Origin of the sequence: Bradyrhizobium sp. BRP23, assembly GCF_020194135.1 — a bacterium.
In the GTDB taxonomy this organism is placed as follows: Bacteria; Pseudomonadota; Alphaproteobacteria; order Rhizobiales; family Xanthobacteraceae; genus Bradyrhizobium; species Bradyrhizobium yuanmingense.
Window position 1 is genome coordinate 92,716 of the sequence record NZ_JADYVW010000020.1, and the last position, 15,450, is coordinate 108,165.

At 66.1% G+C, this 15,450-nt stretch carries 16 protein-coding genes; 11 read left to right on the top strand and 5 right to left on the bottom strand.

Features of this window, described 5'->3' with window-relative positions; all coding sequences use genetic code 11:
• Positions 1 to 8: 8 nt before the first annotated feature.
• Positions 9 to 1,301: a Spy/CpxP family protein refolding chaperone gene (locus I6F24_RS33905; protein ID WP_225150291.1), complete on the bottom strand. Its 1,293-nt coding sequence runs from the start codon at positions 1,299 to 1,301 to the stop codon at positions 9 to 11.
• A gap of 100 nt (positions 1,302 to 1,401) precedes the next feature.
• Positions 1,402 to 2,826 carry an FAD-linked oxidase C-terminal domain-containing protein gene (locus I6F24_RS33910; RefSeq protein WP_225150290.1) on the bottom strand — a complete coding sequence of 475 codons (1,425 nt, stop codon included), beginning with the start codon at positions 2,824 to 2,826 and terminating at the stop codon, positions 1,402 to 1,404.
• A gap of 87 nt (positions 2,827 to 2,913) precedes the next feature.
• Between I6F24_RS33910 and I6F24_RS33915 the strand changes: the two genes are divergently transcribed.
• Positions 2,914 to 3,420, top strand: coding sequence for a thioesterase family protein (locus I6F24_RS33915; protein WP_225150288.1), 507 nt, complete (start codon positions 2,914 to 2,916; stop codon positions 3,418 to 3,420).
• A gap of 65 nt (positions 3,421 to 3,485) precedes the next feature.
• Here I6F24_RS33915 and I6F24_RS33920 read toward each other — a convergent pair whose 3' ends face one another.
• Positions 3,486 to 3,659: a DUF1328 domain-containing protein gene (locus I6F24_RS33920; protein WP_036006471.1), complete on the bottom strand. Its 174-nt coding sequence runs from the start codon at positions 3,657 to 3,659 to the stop codon at positions 3,486 to 3,488.
• 235 nt (positions 3,660 to 3,894) lie between these two features.
• Here I6F24_RS33920 and I6F24_RS33925 point away from each other — a divergent pair, with 235 nt between their 5' ends.
• The 9 genes from I6F24_RS33925 to I6F24_RS33965 all read left to right on the top strand — a co-directional run bounded on the left by I6F24_RS33925 (position 3,895) and on the right by I6F24_RS33965 (position 12,132).
• Positions 3,895 to 6,474, top strand: coding sequence for a UvrD-helicase domain-containing protein (locus tag I6F24_RS33925; protein WP_225150286.1), 2,580 nt, complete (start codon positions 3,895 to 3,897; stop codon positions 6,472 to 6,474).
• A 10-nt stretch (positions 6,475 to 6,484) separates the two neighbouring features.
• Positions 6,485 to 6,772: a type II toxin-antitoxin system HicB family antitoxin gene (locus I6F24_RS33930; RefSeq protein WP_036024931.1), complete on the top strand. Its 288-nt coding sequence runs from the start codon at positions 6,485 to 6,487 to the stop codon at positions 6,770 to 6,772.
• 88 nt (positions 6,773 to 6,860) lie between these two features.
• Positions 6,861 to 7,277, top strand: a complete 417-nt coding sequence (locus tag I6F24_RS33935) for a hypothetical protein (RefSeq protein WP_036006450.1) — start codon at positions 6,861 to 6,863, stop codon at positions 7,275 to 7,277.
• On the top strand, positions 7,277 to 7,942 hold the full coding sequence (locus I6F24_RS33940) for an OmpA family protein (RefSeq protein ID WP_036006447.1): 666 nt from the start codon (positions 7,277 to 7,279) through the stop codon (positions 7,940 to 7,942). The genes I6F24_RS33935 and I6F24_RS33940 overlap by 1 nt, the downstream gene beginning before the upstream one ends.
• Before the next feature lie 171 nt (positions 7,943 to 8,113).
• Positions 8,114 to 8,632 carry an Mpo1-like protein gene (locus I6F24_RS33945; protein WP_036006444.1) on the top strand — a complete coding sequence of 173 codons (519 nt, stop codon included), beginning with the start codon at positions 8,114 to 8,116 and terminating at the stop codon, positions 8,630 to 8,632.
• Positions 8,633 to 8,660: 28 nt separating this feature from the next.
• Positions 8,661 to 9,692, top strand: coding sequence for an NAD-dependent epimerase/dehydratase family protein (locus I6F24_RS33950; RefSeq protein ID WP_225150284.1), 1,032 nt, complete (start codon positions 8,661 to 8,663; stop codon positions 9,690 to 9,692).
• 26 nt (positions 9,693 to 9,718) lie between these two features.
• The gene (locus I6F24_RS33955; RefSeq protein WP_225150282.1) at positions 9,719 to 10,345 is read left to right on the top strand and encodes an isoprenylcysteine carboxylmethyltransferase family protein; all 627 of its coding nucleotides are present in this window, start codon (positions 9,719 to 9,721) and stop codon (positions 10,343 to 10,345) included.
• 133 nt (positions 10,346 to 10,478) lie between these two features.
• Positions 10,479 to 10,688: a hypothetical protein gene (locus tag I6F24_RS33960; RefSeq protein ID WP_157284748.1), complete on the top strand. Its 210-nt coding sequence runs from the start codon at positions 10,479 to 10,481 to the stop codon at positions 10,686 to 10,688.
• 139 nt (positions 10,689 to 10,827) lie between these two features.
• Complete coding sequence (locus tag I6F24_RS33965; RefSeq protein ID WP_225150281.1) at positions 10,828 to 12,132, top strand: sorbosone dehydrogenase family protein; 1,305 nt, start codon at positions 10,828 to 10,830, stop codon at positions 12,130 to 12,132.
• A 4-nt stretch (positions 12,133 to 12,136) separates the two neighbouring features.
• Here I6F24_RS33965 and I6F24_RS33970 read toward each other — a convergent pair whose 3' ends face one another.
• Together I6F24_RS33970 and I6F24_RS33975 are read right to left on the bottom strand one after the other, a co-directional pair.
• Positions 12,137 to 12,961 (bottom strand): aspartate dehydrogenase, encoded by an 825-nt coding sequence (locus I6F24_RS33970; protein WP_036006458.1) that lies wholly within the window; start codon positions 12,959 to 12,961, stop codon positions 12,137 to 12,139.
• Positions 12,962 to 13,008: 47 nt separating this feature from the next.
• Positions 13,009 to 13,926, bottom strand: a complete 918-nt coding sequence (locus tag I6F24_RS33975) for a LysR family transcriptional regulator (protein WP_225150279.1) — start codon at positions 13,924 to 13,926, stop codon at positions 13,009 to 13,011.
• 272 nt (positions 13,927 to 14,198) lie between these two features.
• Between I6F24_RS33975 and I6F24_RS33980 the strand changes: the two genes are divergently transcribed.
• Positions 14,199 to 15,272 carry a tartrate dehydrogenase gene (locus I6F24_RS33980; RefSeq protein WP_036006429.1) on the top strand — a complete coding sequence of 358 codons (1,074 nt, stop codon included), beginning with the start codon at positions 14,199 to 14,201 and terminating at the stop codon, positions 15,270 to 15,272.
• Positions 15,273 to 15,450 lie beyond the last annotated feature (178 nt).

The following is a 15,450-nucleotide window of genomic DNA, read 5'->3' on the forward strand; positions in this document are numbered from 1 at the left end:
CACGGCGTTCAGGACATGCGGCGCGGGCCGATCGCCTCGAACTGCGCCTTCTGCTCGTCGTTGAGCGTGGCGTAGAAATCATCGAGCGCCGCCCGGACCGACTTGATTCCGTCCAGCATGACATCGAGGCGCTTGCGGATCGCGGCCATGCGGGCCGGAGGCGTCATCACCTCATTGGGCTCGCAGGACGCCTTGAGCGACGTGCTAACTTTGGCGCTGGTGTCCTGGAGCACCTGGAGTGCCGCGCGCTGAGTGTCGTTCGGACGAAGCCGTTCTTCGATCGTGGCGCCGGGCCAATCGAACGCGGCGGACGGGCTGCAAGTCTGCACCGACGATCCGCCCGCATTGTTCGATGCCGCGGCACGACGTTGATCGTCGGCAAGCGCATTGAAGCGCGCCTTCTGCTCGTCGTTGAGCGAACCATAGAACTGGTCCAGCGCAGGCTGAACCAAATCGACGGCCTTCTGCATCGCCTCGACCCGCTGCTGCATGGCGGCGAGCCGGCCGGGCGCCGTCGCCGCGGCCTGCGTCGGACAGGAGGTGCGGATCAACGCTGCCGCGTCGACCGAGGCGTTGCCGAGCGCATCGAGAGCAGCGCCTTGCGCGTTCGTCGGCTGCACCGCGGCTGCGATCTGATCGATCGGCAGGCCGACGATGGCGCGGCGATCGCTGCCGCAGAGCTGATCGAGCGGCGCGCTGCGCGCCCGCCGCCGTCCCTGCGGCTGCTGTGGCAGATAAGCCGATAGCCGATCATAGCCATAGGGGCCGAAAATGCCGGCATAGATGTCCGGATAGCCGTAGCCCCAGAAGCCGAGCCCGTCGCCCCAGATCGTGTAATCGTAGAGATCGTTATAGGCGAACGGCCAGAACAGCGGCCCGACCCAGCCGTAGCCGCCGCCGGGATGTTGCCACCATCCGCTGCTTGCACCGCTCCAGCCGGCGAGTGCCGCCGCCGCGGCAATCTGCGCGCGGGCCGCCGGATTGCTGATCAGCCGGCCGTTGCGGAAGGCGCTGGCGTTCCAGGCGTTGCGGAAGTTCGCCGGCCGTATCGCGGCATTGCGGATCTGGCCGAAGCTCGGGCCGCCACGCCGGGCGCCGGTTGTGAACCGCGTGGCGCGATGATGCCCGCCATGCGCATGCCCGCCGCCGTGGCCGCGGAAATGGCCGCCGTGGTGACCGCCGCCGCGCCCGCCGCCATGCCCACCTCCATGGCCGCCGCCGTGTCCGCCCTTCGCGAACGCGGCCCCCGCAAGCATGCAGGCAAAGGCCACCGCGGCAATTCCCATGACCGGTCGCACCATCGCACCCTCCCGCGCAAAGCCCTGCCATTGAGCATCGGAAATTGGCGGGAATTGGAACCGGCAGGATTGCCGAAAGTTCCCGGTTCCGGAGGGCGCCGCCTTATGCCTCCGGCACGATCTTGCCGGGATTGAAGATGTTGAGCGGATCGAGTGCCTGCTTCAGCGCCCGCATCGCATCGAGCGCCTCGGGGCCGAGCTCGGCCTCGAGATATTTCTGCTTGCCTTGGCCGATGCCGTGTTCGCCGGTGCAGGTGCCGTCCATGGCCTGCGCACGCTCGACCAGACGATGCATGAACTCCTCGCCGCGCGCCATCTCGTTGGCGTCGTTGGTGTCGCACACCAGCGAGCAGTGGAAATTGCCGTCACCGACATGGCCGACGATCGGCGACAGCAAATTGAGGCGCTTGAGATCCTCCTCGGTCTCGCTGACGCAGTCGGCGAGCCGCGAGATCGGCACGCAGACGTCGGTCGCGACCACGCCGATGCTGTCGCCGGGCCGCAGCGCCTTCACCGACCAATAAGCATCGTGCCGCGCCTGCCACAGCTTGGTGCGGTCCTCCGGCTTAGTGGTCCAGGAGAAATCGCCCCCGCCGCAGTCCCTCGCGATCTCGCCGAACGCCTTGGATTGCTCGGCGACCTCGATCTCGCTGCCGTGGAATTCCATCAGCAGCAGCGGCGTCTCCGGCAGCGTCAGCTTGGAATAGGCGTTGCAGGCCTTGACCTGCGCGGCATTGAGCAGCTCGATGCGCGCGACGGGAATGCCGGTCTGGATCGCCAGGATCACGGCCTGGCAGGCGCCGTGCACGGTCTCGAACGACACCGCACCGGCCGCGATCGTCTCGGGGATGCCGCGAAGGCGGATCGTCAATTCCGAGATGATGCCGAGCGTGCCTTCGGCGCCGACGAACAGATGCGTGAGATCGTAGCCGGCGGACGATTTCTTGGCGCGCGTGCCCGTGGTGATGATCTCGCCGTCGCCGCGCACCACTTTCAGCGCCAGAACGCTGTCGCGCATGGTGCCGTAGCGCACCGCATTGGTGCCGGAGGCGCGGGTCGAGGCCATGCCGCCGAGCGAGGCATCCGCGCCGGGATCGATCGGGAAGAACAGGCCCTGGTCACGCAGATGCTCGTTGAGCGCCTTGCGGGTGACGCCGGGCTGGATCACGCAGTCGAGGTCTTCGGCATGCACCGCGAGCACCTTGTTCATGTCGCGCAGGTCGATCGAGATGCCGCCCGCGGGCGCGTTGACCTGCCCCTCCAGCGAGGTGCCGGTGCCGAAGGGAATGACGGGCACGCGATGTCTGGCGCAGATCCGCACCACGTCCTGGATGTCGGCGGTCTCCTGCGCCATCACCACGCCGTCGGGCGGCTGGTTGGGTATCCAGGTGGTGGTATGGCCGTGCTGCTCGCGCACGGCCTGCGAGGTGATGAGGCGGTTGCCGAAGCGCGCGGCAAGCTGCTCCAGCGCGCTTGCGAGGGCTTTCGGCTCCGGCCGCGGCGGATTATTGGTGATGGTCGTACCCACGGAATTCCTCCCGACGAGAAGAGACCGTGGCAAAGGACATATAACCGGTCAAGTCAAGGGACCGGACGCATAGCTTGGGAAGGACACATGCCGGAGATTGCCGCCACAGCGCCGAACGCAGAGCCGTTTCGCTCCTCGATCATGCAGGTCGAGCCGCAATGGATCGACTATAACGGCCATCTCAACATGGCCTATTACAACGTGATGTTCGATCGGGCGATCGACGAGTTCTGGCTCGAGCTCGGGATTGGCCCGGTCTACAAGACAGAGCGCCACGGCTCGACCTTCACCGCCGAATGCCACGTGCGCTATTTGCGGGAGATCCATCTCGGCGATCCCGTGCAGATCTTAGTCTGGCTGCTCGACGCCGATGAAAAGCGGCTGCACACATTCGAGGAGATGCGGCACGGCACCGAGGGCTGGCTGTCGGCGACGTCCGAGAACATGTCACTGCACATGGACATGAATGCGCGGCGCGTCGCGCCTTTTCCGACCGACATCCAGCAGCGCATTGCTGGAGTTGCCAAGTCCCACAGCGCCTTGACGCGACCCGAGGGCATCGGCCGGAGCGTGGCGATGCCCTCGAAGCGTTAGTGGCTCAGGCGCCGTCTGCCGCCTGTGGTTCACCTCTCCCCGTCGGAGAGAGGTGAACATCGCAGCTATATTCTGTTGCGGCCGCGGGCGAGGCCGACGACGGCCGAGACCAGGAACAGAACGACTGCGATGAAGAAGATGATCTTGGCGATCTCGATCGAAGCGCCGGCGACGCCGCCGAAGCCCAGGATGCCGGCGATCAGTGCGATAACCAGAAACGTCACAACCCAGCCTAGCATGGTCAAACCCTCGTCTTGATGTGTCTGCGATCGACGCGGCTGGCCGCGCCACCTGTCCTGACAATCTCGACGCGAGAACGATAGTTCCGGTCCCGGCGGGAGCGAAATTCGCTGGCTCAGCTGGAACAAATCGGCCTGCCGCGCACGTGGAAAACCCGGCCCGGCGCCCCATATAGGCACCAATCCCTGTTAAGAAGGCTCCCTTCCACCACCCCGCGGTGCCATCGTGGGGCCGATGATTCGCATGACCGAGCCGAGCAAGATCACAGCCGTACCCGACCACCAGCCCGCAGCCGGCGGCATCGCCGCGCGTGCGCGCGCCTCGGTGGGCCCGAAATACCTCGCCGGGCTCAATCCGGAGCAGCGCGAGGCAGTGGAGACGCTGGATGGCCCGGTCCTGGTGCTGGCCGGCGCCGGCACCGGCAAGACCCGCGTCCTGACCACGCGCATCGCGCACATCTTGAGCCAGGGCCGCGCCCGCCCGGCCGAGATCCTGTCGGTGACCTTCACCAATAAGGCCGCGCGCGAGATGAAGCACCGGCTCGGCCAAATGCTCGGCCACGCCGTCGAAGGCATGCCATGGCTCGGCACCTTCCACTCCATCGGCGGCCGCATCCTGCGCATCCATGCCGAGCTGGCGCAGCTCAAGTCGAACTTCACCGTGCTCGACGTCGACGACCAGGTCCGGCTGCTCAAGCAGCTGCTGCAGGCCGAGAACATCGACGAGAAACGCTGGCCGGCGCGGATGCTGGCCGGCCTGATCGACGGCTGGAAGAACCGCGGCCTGATGCCTTCACAGGTACCGTCGGGCGAAGCCGCGATGTTCGCCAATGGTAAGGGCGGCAAGCTCTATGCGAGCTACCAGGAGCGGCTGAAGATCCTGAACGCGGCCGATTTCGGCGATCTCCTGCTCGAGAACATCCGCATCTTCCGCGAGCACCCTGATATCCTCAGGCAGTACCAGCAGCGCTTCAAGTTCATCCTGGTCGACGAGTACCAGGATACGAACGTCGCGCAATATCTTTGGCTGCGGCTGCTGTCGCAGGCGCCTTCTTCCACCTCTCCCCGCTTGCGGGGAGAGGTGGCATCGCGAAGCGATGCGGGTGAGGGGGCCTCTCCAAGCACCGAGCTCGTGGAGACTCCCCCTCATCCCGGCCTTCTCCCCGAAAGCGGGGAGAAGGAGAAGACCAAAAATATCTGCTGCGTCGGTGACGACGACCAGTCGATCTACGGCTGGCGCGGTGCCGAGGTCGACAACATCCTGCGCTTCGAGCACGATTTCCCGGGCGCCAAGGTCATCCGCCTGGAGCGCAATTACCGCTCCACCGGCCACATCCTCGCCGCCGCCTCGCACCTGATCGCGCACAATGAAGGCCGGCTCGGCAAGACGCTGCGCACCGAGGATCAGGACGGCGAGAAGGTCACCGTCACGGGCTCATGGGATTCGGAAGAGGAAGCCCGCGGCATCGGCGAGGAGATCGAGCAGCTGCAGCGCCAGGGCGAGAAGCTCAACGAGATCGCCATCCTCGTGCGCGCCTCCTACCAGATGCGCGAATTCGAGGACCGTTTCGTCACGCTGGGCCTGCCCTATCGCGTCATCGGCGGCCCGCGCTTCTACGAGCGCGCCGAAATCCGCGACGCGCTGGCCTATTTGCGCGTCATCAATTCGCCGGCCGACGATCTCGCCTTCGAGCGTATCGTCAATACGCCGAAGCGCGGGCTTGGCGATGCCACCGTGCAGATGCTGCACGATCACGCCCGCAAGCGCCGCATTCCCCTGTTCGAGGCGGCGCGCGCGGTGGTCGAGACCGACGAGCTGAAGCCGAAGGCGCGCGGCTCGCTTCGCGATCTCATCGCCCAATTCGAGCGCTGGCGCGCGCAGCGCGAGGTCACCGCGCACACCGATCTCGCCCAGATCGTGCTCGACGAGAGCGGCTATACCGAGATGTGGCAGAAGGACCGCTCGGCGGACGCCGCGGGCCGGCTGGAGAACCTGAAAGAGCTGGTGCGCTCGATGGAGGAGTTCGAGAACCTGCAAGGGTTCCTGGAGCACATCTCGCTGGTGATGGACCGCGAGGGTGGCGCCGAGGACGACGCGGTGTCGCTGATGACGCTGCATTCGGCCAAGGGGCTCGAATTCGACAACGTGTTCCTGCCCGGCTGGGAGGAAGGCCTGTTCCCGAGCCAGCGCACCTTGGACGAACAGGGCCGCGCCGGCCTGGAAGAAGAGCGCCGGCTCGGCCATGTCGGTCTGACCCGCGCCCGCCGCCGCGCAAAGATCTATTTCGCGACCAATCGCCGGATCCATGGCACCTGGTCGACCACGATCCCGTCGCGCTTCCTCGACGAATTGCCGGCGGCCAATGTCGAGATCACGGAGTCCAAGGGCGGCTCTGGATGGGGCGGCAGCGGCGGCTACGGCGCCTCGCGCTTCGACGACATGGAGGCGTTCGGCTCCAGCTATTCGACCCCAGGCTGGCAGCGCGCGCAGGCGAACCGGAATCGCGGCGGCAGTCGCAATGGCGGCGGCCGAAGCGGCGGCTTCGAGGAAGAGGCCGCGACATTCTCGACCTCCTCGTCATCCGGTCCCGATTTCGGCAGCTTCGCCTCGCGCCGGCGCGGGCCCTTGACGATCGAAGGCGAGCTGGTCGCCAAATCGACCGGCACGACGTCCGAATTCTCGCTGGAAGACCGCGTCTTCCACCAGAAATTCGGCTATGGCCGCGTCACCAAGATCGACGGCAACAAGCTCACCATCGCCTTCGACAAGGCCGGCGAGAAGAAGGTCGTGGACAGTTTCGTGCAGCGGGCGTGAGACCCGATATATGGCTCAGTACGTTGCCATCATCGAGGATGCCGACCCGGACGAAACCGTGAGCTTGTGGTTTCCGGACCTGCCCGGTTGCATCTCCGGCGGCGACGACGTCGAGGAGGCCCTGGAGAATGCGCCCGAGGCGCTCGCATTCTATGCGCAGGAGCTGACCGCGGACGGGCGCCAGCTGCCCCCGCCGCGGACGCTGGACGAGCTCAAGGCCGATCCCGAGGTTGCCGAGGACCTCAGGAACCATACCGTCGCCCTGGTCGACTGGCCGCCCCTCGCTGAGGCCGAGTGAGGACTGTTCGCCGCACTGCGCAACTCTCGACAGTTCTCGCCCGAACGCCCCTTGACCGCCGCGAACTTCCCCGTATCAGATGCAACCCATGGTCCGGGGCTCCGTCACATTGATCGTGCTTGCATTGGGGATGCCGTCGCTTGCGGCGGCGGAGACCATGAGCTTTGGCGATTCGATCGGCAAGCTGGCGGCGAGCTGCGGGGCGGAAATCGTCGCCAATTGCCGCGGCGTCAACCCGGATTCGAACCGGCTGAAGGAATGCCTGTCGCGCAATCGCGACGTGCTCTCGCCGCAATGCACGAGCGACTATCTCGGCGTGTTCGACGCCATCCAGAAGCGCGTCGCCGCGCGCGTGACGGTAGCGAACGCCTGCCAGCGCGAGATCGTCAAGGTCTGCGGCGGCTCGACCAAGGAGACCAGCAAGTCGATCCCGTGCCTGGTCTCGACGCCCAAGGGCATCAGCAACAACTGCCTGAAGGCCGTTGACGACGCGGGGTATCGCTGATGCGCGCGACCGGGCTCGCTACCGCAGGACTGGGCTTGGCGCTGGGTCTCGCTTTGCTCGCGGGCCCCGCCGGCGCGCAGACGGCGGCGCCGACCCGCGACGACATTGTCGCGAAGCTGAACCATTTCGAAGAGGCCGCCGAGGTTGACCTGCCCGCGCTGAAGCAGCAGGTGATGGAGCGCGCCAAGACCAGGATCAAGAACGATCCGGGGCCGGTGAACCGGCCGCTGATCGCGCCGGAGCTCGCCAAGCTGCCCGCCTTCAATGCGCAGATCCAGTTCGACGCCGACACGCCGATCATCCAGCCGGCGTCCTACCAGACCGTTGGCCGCATTGCGGACGCGCTGGTTCATTCCTCGCTGCTGCCCTACACTTTCCTGATCGTCGGCCACGTCGAATCCAATTCGAAGACGCGCGAGGCCAATGCGATCCTGAGTCAGCGCCGGGCCGATGCAATCCGTGACGTCCTGGTGAACACCTTCAAGATCTCGACCAAGCGGCTGCATCCGATCGGCCTCGGCGAGGAGCAGTTTCTCGATCGGGCCAAGCCGACCTCCGCCGTCAACGGCCAGTTGCAGATCCTGACTTATGCCAAGCTGCCGGAAGAGACGCGTCCGGCTGCGACGCCAGCGCCTGCGGCGAAAAAGCCCGCCAAGAAGCGCTGAGCGAAGGCGGCTCCGCGGCTGACGGAACCCCTTGAAGTGCGGATTATTTTGCAGCCTGTCCCGGGCGCGCGCGCACGGTTTCACGCGACAAAAGTGCCGGTTTGTGCACCGCTCGGTCCAGTGCTATAGCCTCTATTCGCCCTTCCCGACCCCGTGCTGCATGAGACCGAAATGGGTGGCTTTTTCCAGCGCCAACTTGCCGTTTATGTCGAGTACCATCGCGATCCCCGCAACACGGCGATGCATGTGGTCGGCATCCTGCTGCTGTTCACCGGCGCCGTGCTGCCGCTGACGCTGGTCAAGCTTCCGCTGTTCGGATTCAACGTCAGCCTGGCGGTGGTCCTGGCTGTTCCGGTCTTGATTTATTGGCTGCTGCTCGACGCGGCGCTCGGGCTCGGCATTCTGGCCGTCTCCGTCGTGCTGTTTTCGGTTGCGACGACCATCGCGGCGCAAGTCGGCACCGCGACGATGTGGGCGATTTTCGCCACGCTGGTGGTGCTCGGCCTCGCCGCACAGGCCATCGGCCACAAGGTTTTTGAGGGGCGCGAGGCCTCGTTGTTCACGTTCCCCTCGCATCTTTTGCTTGGACCGATGTTCGTCATGGCAAAATTATTCATTGCACTGGGTTTCCGTCGCGACCTTGCCGCGATTCTGGCGCCTCTTCCGGCCAATTCCCTTTCAACCCGATAACGCTCGAAGCGAAACAGCAACCTTCTGCATGGCTCTCGTCCTGGTTACCGGTGGCAGTGGCTTCATCGGACATCACCTCGTAGAAGCGCTCCGCGCCCGTGGGCAGCGGGTCCGCGTTCTCGATGTCCGTGTGCCGAGCGCGGCGAACGCGGATGTCGAGCACGTCCACGGCTCGGTGCTGGACTGTACCGCGGTCGATGCGGCGATCGCCGGTTGCGATCAGGTCTATCACCTCGCCGGCCTGCCCGGCATGTGGGTCGCCAACAAGCAGGACTTTCACGAGGTCAATTGCCGCGGCACCGAGATCGTGCTGGCGGCGGCGATGAAGCGCGGCGTCTCGCGCTTCCTGCATTGCTCGACCGAATCGATCCTGTTCCCCTATTCCGACCTCAAGGGCGTTCCCGCCGAAGAGGCGCTGCAGCCGGCCGAGGCAATGCCCGGCGCCTACACCCGGTCGAAATCGCTCGCCGAGCATCATGCCGCCAAAGCGGCAGAAGCGGGCTTCCCGCTGGTGATCGGCACGCCGACCATGCCGATCGGCGCCGCCGACCAACATCTGACACCGCCGACCGCGATGCTCTGGTACTTCCTGCAGAAGAAGGTGCAGCCGCACCTCAACTTCCTGGTCAATCTGGTCGACGTCCGCGACGTCGCCATGGGCCTGGTCCTGACCATGGAACGCGGCCGCCTCGGGCAGCGCTACATCCTCGGCGGCGACTGCGTCCCGCTCGGCGACATCCTGCGCATGATGTCGACGATGAGCGGACGCCGGCAATTTCCCGTCGTCGTACCCGGCAAGATCGCCGAGCTCTCCGCGATCATGCTCGAATACATCGCCGACCACATCACGCGCCGGCCGCCCAACGGCACCGCCGAGGGCGTGCGGATCGCGCTCGCCGCGAGCGATCTTTCGATCGGCAAAGCCCGTACCGAACTCGGCTATTCGCCGCGTCCGATCGAGCCCGTCTTGCGCGAAACCATCACCCACCTGCTCGCCCGCAACGGCCAGCAGCCCTCCGGCGCCCTCAAGCATCACGCGCTGTCCTCGCGTGCGAGCTGACGCCGCTTCAAACGCAAAGAACCTTCATGTCTTTCGATTTCAGCAAGCTTCTCTCTGTCGCCTGGGGTGGCTGGACCACGACCTGGCCGACGCAACTGCTCGCCCTGATCTGGCTCGCTTTTCTGGTCAGCTGGGTCGGCGCCTCGTTCTGGCAGGGGCAGACCAAGAAGCAGGTCATGACGCTGGAGTCGCAGCGCTATCGCCTGCCGATCCTGGTTGGCGGCATCCTGTACACGCCGTTCATTGCGGAAGCCATGGGCTGGAAGCCGCTTTGGGTGCTCGGCAACACCGGCATCATCATCGCTGCGGTCCTCTCCGTCGCCGGCATCGCTTTCGCATGGTGGGGGCGGCTGCATCTCGGAAAATTCTGGTCCAACACCATCACCCAGAAGGAAGACCACCGCGTCATCGACACCGGGCCGTATGGCTTGGTGCGCCACCCCATCTACACCGGACTGATCTTCGGGATGCTGGTCACCGGCGTTGCGATCGGCTTGGTGACGACGATCCTCGGCGCGATCCTGATCTCGCTCGGCATGTGGCAGAAGGGCCGGATGGAAGAGGTGTTCCTGTCCAAGGAGCTCGGCGAACACGCTTATGGCGCCTATTGCCGCCGCGTTCCGATGATCATTCCGTTCACGTCGCCGCGGTGAGGGCGTCACTCTCCTGTCCGGACGCGCTGCGCTGCGTCCGGGGCACGAGTGCACGATCCGACTCGCCAAGGAACCACACCTCCGCTGGTCCGTTAGCCCTCGACATCTGTCAACGGCCGCAGAGCATCGAGCCATGTCGGACGCCTATGATTATTTTCGCGCACACGCGATCGCCGCCGTCCGCAAGGCGCGAGCGCTGCCCCCCGGGCGTACGAAGCAGAAGCAGCGCACGGTGGCGCGGGTCTATCATCTGCTCTCCAGGGAAGCGGCGCTGGCGCCGAACATCCGTCACTTGGATGATTTTCGCGTGGCACGACGGCTGGAGCGGCAGATCGGCCGTTGATCTTCGGGCCGACGCCGCGACCTGTCCCATGCAAATTCGATCGGCTGCCATTCCACGGGAATAGGCCCCTGCTGAGCTCCGCACAGGTTGACGTCGGCCCCGTCAGCCAGTTGGATGCGCGCGCAACCGGGGGCTTGTCATGACGTTTTCCAGCATCTTCGCGCAGTTCGTCGCCTTCATCGGCGGCATCGCGCTGCAATGGCGCAAGATGACGGGCACCGAGCCCGCGCCGGCCTGGGGCGAAAAGCCCGCCATTCCCGAAGCGAAACCGCAAGGCGCGATCCCCACCTTGAAGATGCCGACCGCACGCGGCTGGCGCGACGGACAGAAGCCGATCGCTGCACCCGGGCTCAAGGTCGATGCGTTCGCGACCGGTCTCGACCATCCGCGCTGGATCGAGGTGCTGCCCAATGGCGACGTGCTGATCGCGGAGGCAACGCAGATCGCGGGCGCCCCGCGCAGCGTGTTCCACTATGCGATGCAGGCGACGATGCGGCGCGCCGCCGCGCTCGGCGTCTCCGCCAACCGCATCACGCTGTTGCGCGACAAGGACTGCGACGGCGTTGCGGAGATTCGCGGCGCGTTCATGGAGAACCTCAGCCAGCCGTTCGGCATGGCACTGGTCGGCGACACTTTCTACGTCGGCAACACCGACGGCGTGATGGCTTTTCCTTACGTTGCCGACGCCGACCGCATCACAGCACCGGGCAAGCGGCTGACGACATTCAAGCCCGCCGGCCACTGGACGCGCAGCCTGCTCGCCAGTCCCGACGGCAAGAAGCTCTATGCCGGCGTCGGCTCGCTCAGCAACATCGCCGAGATGGGCATGGAGGTCGAGCAAGGTCGCGCCGCGGTCTACGAGCTCGATCTCGTCGCCGGCACGCCTCGCATCTTTGCGGCCGGCCTGCGCAATCCCGTGGGCCTTGCCTGGGAGCCGAATACGGAGGTGCTCTGGACCGTCGTCAACGAGCGCGACGGCCTCGGCGACGAGACGCCGCCCGACTATCTCACCTCCGTGCGCGACGGCGGCTTCTACGGCTGGCCCTATTGCTACTGGGGCAAGACGGTGGACGACCGCGTGCCGCAGGATCCGGCGATGGTTGCCAAGGCAATTCAACCGGACTATGCGCTCGGTGGCCACACCGCTTCGCTCGGCCTGTGCTGGATGCCCGCAGGCACCCTGCCCGGCTTCGGCGACGGCATGGTGATCGGCCAGCACGGCTCGTGGAATCGCAGCAAGCTGTCCGGCTACAAGCTGGTGTTCATCCCGTTCGCGAACGGCAAGCCGTCCGGCCCCTCGCGCGACATCCTGTCGGGCTTCCTGTCGCCGGACGAGAAGGAATCCTACGGCCGCCCGGTCGGCGTCGCGATCGGTCCCGACAGGAAATCGCTACTGATGGCCGACGACGTCGGCAACGTGATCTGGCGCGTGACGGGGGCGTAGGAGCTCACGTCCCCACGCACAGCGTGGCGCGCTGCTTGCGGAGCAGCGCGATCACCGACAACGCGGTGATCAGGCCGGTCTTGGGATTCTCGGACGGGATGTTCTCGATGCCCATCGAGAAGCGCGCTGAGTCCGCCTCGACCTCGATGCGGTGAACGTTGCGCGTCACGGTCGGGTCGGCCCAAACCTGGATCTCGGTGCGATCGGGCCCGATGCCCGCGAGCGACAACGCAACGGCGACATTGACGTTGGCCGGAAAGCCCTTTGCCGCTTCGCGCGCGCTGCCCTCGAACAGCTTCAGCGGTTCGCGCAGATTGTCGATGTCGATGTTGTTCTGAACGATGAACGGCGCGCCCTTCAAGCCGTCGATCGGCTTGCGGGTCACCATCTTCACGGAATGGATGGTGCCGATTGCGGCGGCGTTGACGGCATCGAGGCCGATCAGCGCGCCGGTCGGCACCAGGATACGGCCGCCATTGGCGCGGGCGAGATCGACCAGATCGAAATTGTCGAGCAAGCCGCCGACGCTGACCACGACCGCGGCCTTGCCGCGCTTCACCGCAGGCTCGACGATCGCACGCAGCTGGCTGCTCGGCGCGCATTCGACGACGATGTCGGCGGCCTTGCCGAGCTGGTCGAGCGGCAGGATTGTCGGTGGGCGACGCAAGCCGTCGATGAAGGCTTGATGCTTGGCGGGATCCCGCACGGCCACGGCCGCGAGCGACAGGCCCTCGATGCCCTGATCGAGCGCGGTCGCGATCTTGGTGCCGATCGAGCCCAGCCCGGCAATGGCCACCCGCAATTCGCCTGAAGCGGTCTGATCCGTCATCACCATCCCTCTGTCCTGGCCTCTGTCTTGGCCGATGTCATAGCCGCTCACGCCTCCCGCGCATAGCTGCGCAGGCGGGCTTCCAGAACCGCCAGCATGGCATCGCGGGCCGGATCGCGCGAGCCGCGCAGCCAGGCGGCGGCAAGCGGCAACCGGCCCACCGGCCCGCTCTGCCTCAGTCGAAGCGGCACGAAGCGCACACCGGTCACCGCCATCCGTGCGGTCCAGCGCGGCACGATCGCGACCCCGAGCTTCGTTGCCACGAGGTTGATGATGGTCTGCTTCTCGTCGGCGACCTGAACGATGCGCGGCGTCAGGCCGGCCTGTTCGAACAGCTTTATGGTGAGGTCGTGGCTGTGCGGCCGCGAGCGCCGGTCCGGCACCAGCATCGCCTCGTCGGCGATATCCGCCAGCGTGATCGCTTTGCGCCCGGCCAGCGCGTGCCGCCGCGGGAACGCAACGATCGCGCTCTCCTGGAGCAGGTCGCGGAATTCGAGCCGCTTGTCCGGCCGGTCAGGCGGACGGACGAAGGCGAGATCGAGCGCGCCGGTCAAAATCCTCGGCAGCAGCCGGACAGTCTTGTCTTCGAGGAGCTGCACCGCGATGTCAGGATGCCTGACGCGGAAATCGCGCAGGAGCGGCGGCAACAGTCCGGCCGCCGCGCTGTCGATAGCACCGACCCGCAGCCGCCGCGCGGTCCCCGCGCGCGAGCGATTGCGCAGGTTGCTCTCGACCGCCTCGACCTTGGCGAGGATGGTGCGGGCATCGCGCAGCAGCGTCGTGCCGTCCTCGGTGAGCGACACCACGCGCGTGGTCCGCGCGAACAGCCGAGTGCCCAGGTCTTCCTCCAGCAGCCGGATCTGCCGGCCGAGCGCGGAGGGCAGCATCTGAAGCTGCTGCGCCGCGCGGCCGAAATGCAGCTGCTCGGCCGTCGCCACGAAGCATCGGAGCTGATGCAATTCCATTCGCCGTCCTCTCGCCTCGCCCGACCGCGCTTGAGACTTGCGCGAGGTCGTCATGCCCGGGCTTGTCCTGGGCATCCACGTTCTTGGGCCGCGGGGAAAGGCGTGGATGGCCGGGTCAAGCCCGGCCATGACGCCGTGGCGACCTCCCGATGATTATATCATTTTTTTGTATAAACCAGCGCCGATTGAGTTTGCCCGGCACTCCCGTCTAGATTCGCCAGCGACGCCGACGGCCGGATATGCCGGCGCGGTCTCTCAAACGGAGCCTTCCCATGCGCACCCATTCGATCGCAGCCATCCCCGCCGACGGCATCGGCCCCGAGGTGATCTCGGCCGGCGTCCGCGTGCTGGAGGCTCTCGCAAAACGCAGCGGCGATCTCGCCTTCAACGTCAAGACGTTCGACTGGGGCTCGGATTATTACAAGAAGCACGGCGTGATGATGCCGGCGGACGGCCTCAGCGAGCTGAAGAAGTTCGACGCGATCTATTTCGGCGCGGTCGGCGCCCCCGACGTGCCCGACCACATCACGCTGTGGGGCCTGCGCCTGCCGATCTGCCAGGGTTTTGACCAATACGCCAATGTGCGGCCGACCAAGATCCTGCCGGGCGTCGCCTCGCCGCTGCGCAATGTCGGCGTCGGCGATCTCGACTGGGTGATCGTGCGCGAGAACTCGGAAGGCGAATATGCCGGCATGGGCGGCCGCGCCCACAAGGGCCTGCCGGAAGAGGTCGGCACCGAAGTCGCCGTCTTCACCCGCGTCGGCGTCACGCGGATCATGCGCTATGCGTTCCAGCTCGCGCGGTCGCGCCCGCGCAAGCTGCTGACCGTCGTGACCAAGTCGAACGCGCAGCGCCACGGCATGGTGATGTGGGACGAGATCGCGGCCGAGGTCGCCGGCGAATTCCCTGACGTGACCTGGGACAAGATGCTGGTCGACGCCATGACGGTGCGCATGACGCTGCATCCGAAGAGCCTCGACACCATCGTCGCAACCAATCTCCACGCCGACATCCTCTCCGATCTCGCCGGCGCGCTGGCGGGAAGCCTCGGCGTCGCCCCGACCGGAAACATCGATCCGCAGCGCCGCTTCCCCTCGATGTTCGAGCCGATCCACGGCTCGGCGTTCGACATCACCGGCAAGGGCATCGCCAACCCGGTCGCGACGTTCTGGACCGGCGCGCAGATGCTCGAGCATCTCGGCGAGAAGGATGCCGCCTTACGGCTGATGGCCGCCGTCGAGCGTGTCTGCGCCGCGGGCGTGCTGACGCCGGATGTCGGAGGCAAGGCGACCACGAAGGAGGTCACGGACGCCGTGATCGATGCGATCCACGGATCGAATGTTTAGTCTTATCGGATCGAGTGTCGCCAAGGACTCGCTGCACCTCTCCCACTTGCGGGGAGGGCGACGCGCTCGGCAGCGCAATTGCGCGCCAGAGCGCGGCGGGTGGGGGCTCTCTTCTCTGGGGTCCTCGATCGAGGAGAGACCCCCTCCCCAACCCCCCCCCCCAAGCGGGAGAGGGAGC

What these genes read in the sequence shown, in the direction of transcription:
- I6F24_RS33905 (WP_225150291.1), bottom strand. Translation starts at nt 1,301, where the DNA reads ATGGTGCGACCGGTCATGGGAATTGCCGCGGTGGCCTTTGCCTGCATG.
- I6F24_RS33915 (WP_225150288.1), top strand. Translation starts at nt 2,914, where the DNA reads ATGCCGGAGATTGCCGCCACAGCGCCGAACGCAGAGCCGTTTCGCTCC.
- I6F24_RS33920 (WP_036006471.1), bottom strand. Translation starts at nt 3,659, where the DNA reads ATGCTAGGCTGGGTTGTGACGTTTCTGGTTATCGCACTGATCGCCGGC.
- I6F24_RS33925 (WP_225150286.1), top strand. Translation starts at nt 3,895, where the DNA reads ATGATTCGCATGACCGAGCCGAGCAAGATCACAGCCGTACCCGACCAC.
- I6F24_RS33930 (WP_036024931.1), top strand. Translation starts at nt 6,485, where the DNA reads ATGGCTCAGTACGTTGCCATCATCGAGGATGCCGACCCGGACGAAACC.
- I6F24_RS33935 (WP_036006450.1), top strand. Translation starts at nt 6,861, where the DNA reads ATGGTCCGGGGCTCCGTCACATTGATCGTGCTTGCATTGGGGATGCCG.
- I6F24_RS33940 (WP_036006447.1), top strand. Translation starts at nt 7,277, where the DNA reads ATGCGCGCGACCGGGCTCGCTACCGCAGGACTGGGCTTGGCGCTGGGT.
- I6F24_RS33945 (WP_036006444.1), top strand. Translation starts at nt 8,114, where the DNA reads ATGGGTGGCTTTTTCCAGCGCCAACTTGCCGTTTATGTCGAGTACCAT.
- I6F24_RS33950 (WP_225150284.1), top strand. Translation starts at nt 8,661, where the DNA reads ATGGCTCTCGTCCTGGTTACCGGTGGCAGTGGCTTCATCGGACATCAC.
- I6F24_RS33955 (WP_225150282.1), top strand. Translation starts at nt 9,719, where the DNA reads ATGTCTTTCGATTTCAGCAAGCTTCTCTCTGTCGCCTGGGGTGGCTGG.
- I6F24_RS33960 (WP_157284748.1), top strand. Translation starts at nt 10,479, where the DNA reads ATGTCGGACGCCTATGATTATTTTCGCGCACACGCGATCGCCGCCGTC.
- I6F24_RS33965 (WP_225150281.1), top strand. Translation starts at nt 10,828, where the DNA reads ATGACGTTTTCCAGCATCTTCGCGCAGTTCGTCGCCTTCATCGGCGGC.
- I6F24_RS33970 (WP_036006458.1), bottom strand. Translation starts at nt 12,961, where the DNA reads ATGACGGATCAGACCGCTTCAGGCGAATTGCGGGTGGCCATTGCCGGG.
- I6F24_RS33975 (WP_225150279.1), bottom strand. Translation starts at nt 13,926, where the DNA reads ATGGAATTGCATCAGCTCCGATGCTTCGTGGCGACGGCCGAGCAGCTG.
- I6F24_RS33980 (WP_036006429.1), top strand. Translation starts at nt 14,199, where the DNA reads ATGCGCACCCATTCGATCGCAGCCATCCCCGCCGACGGCATCGGCCCC.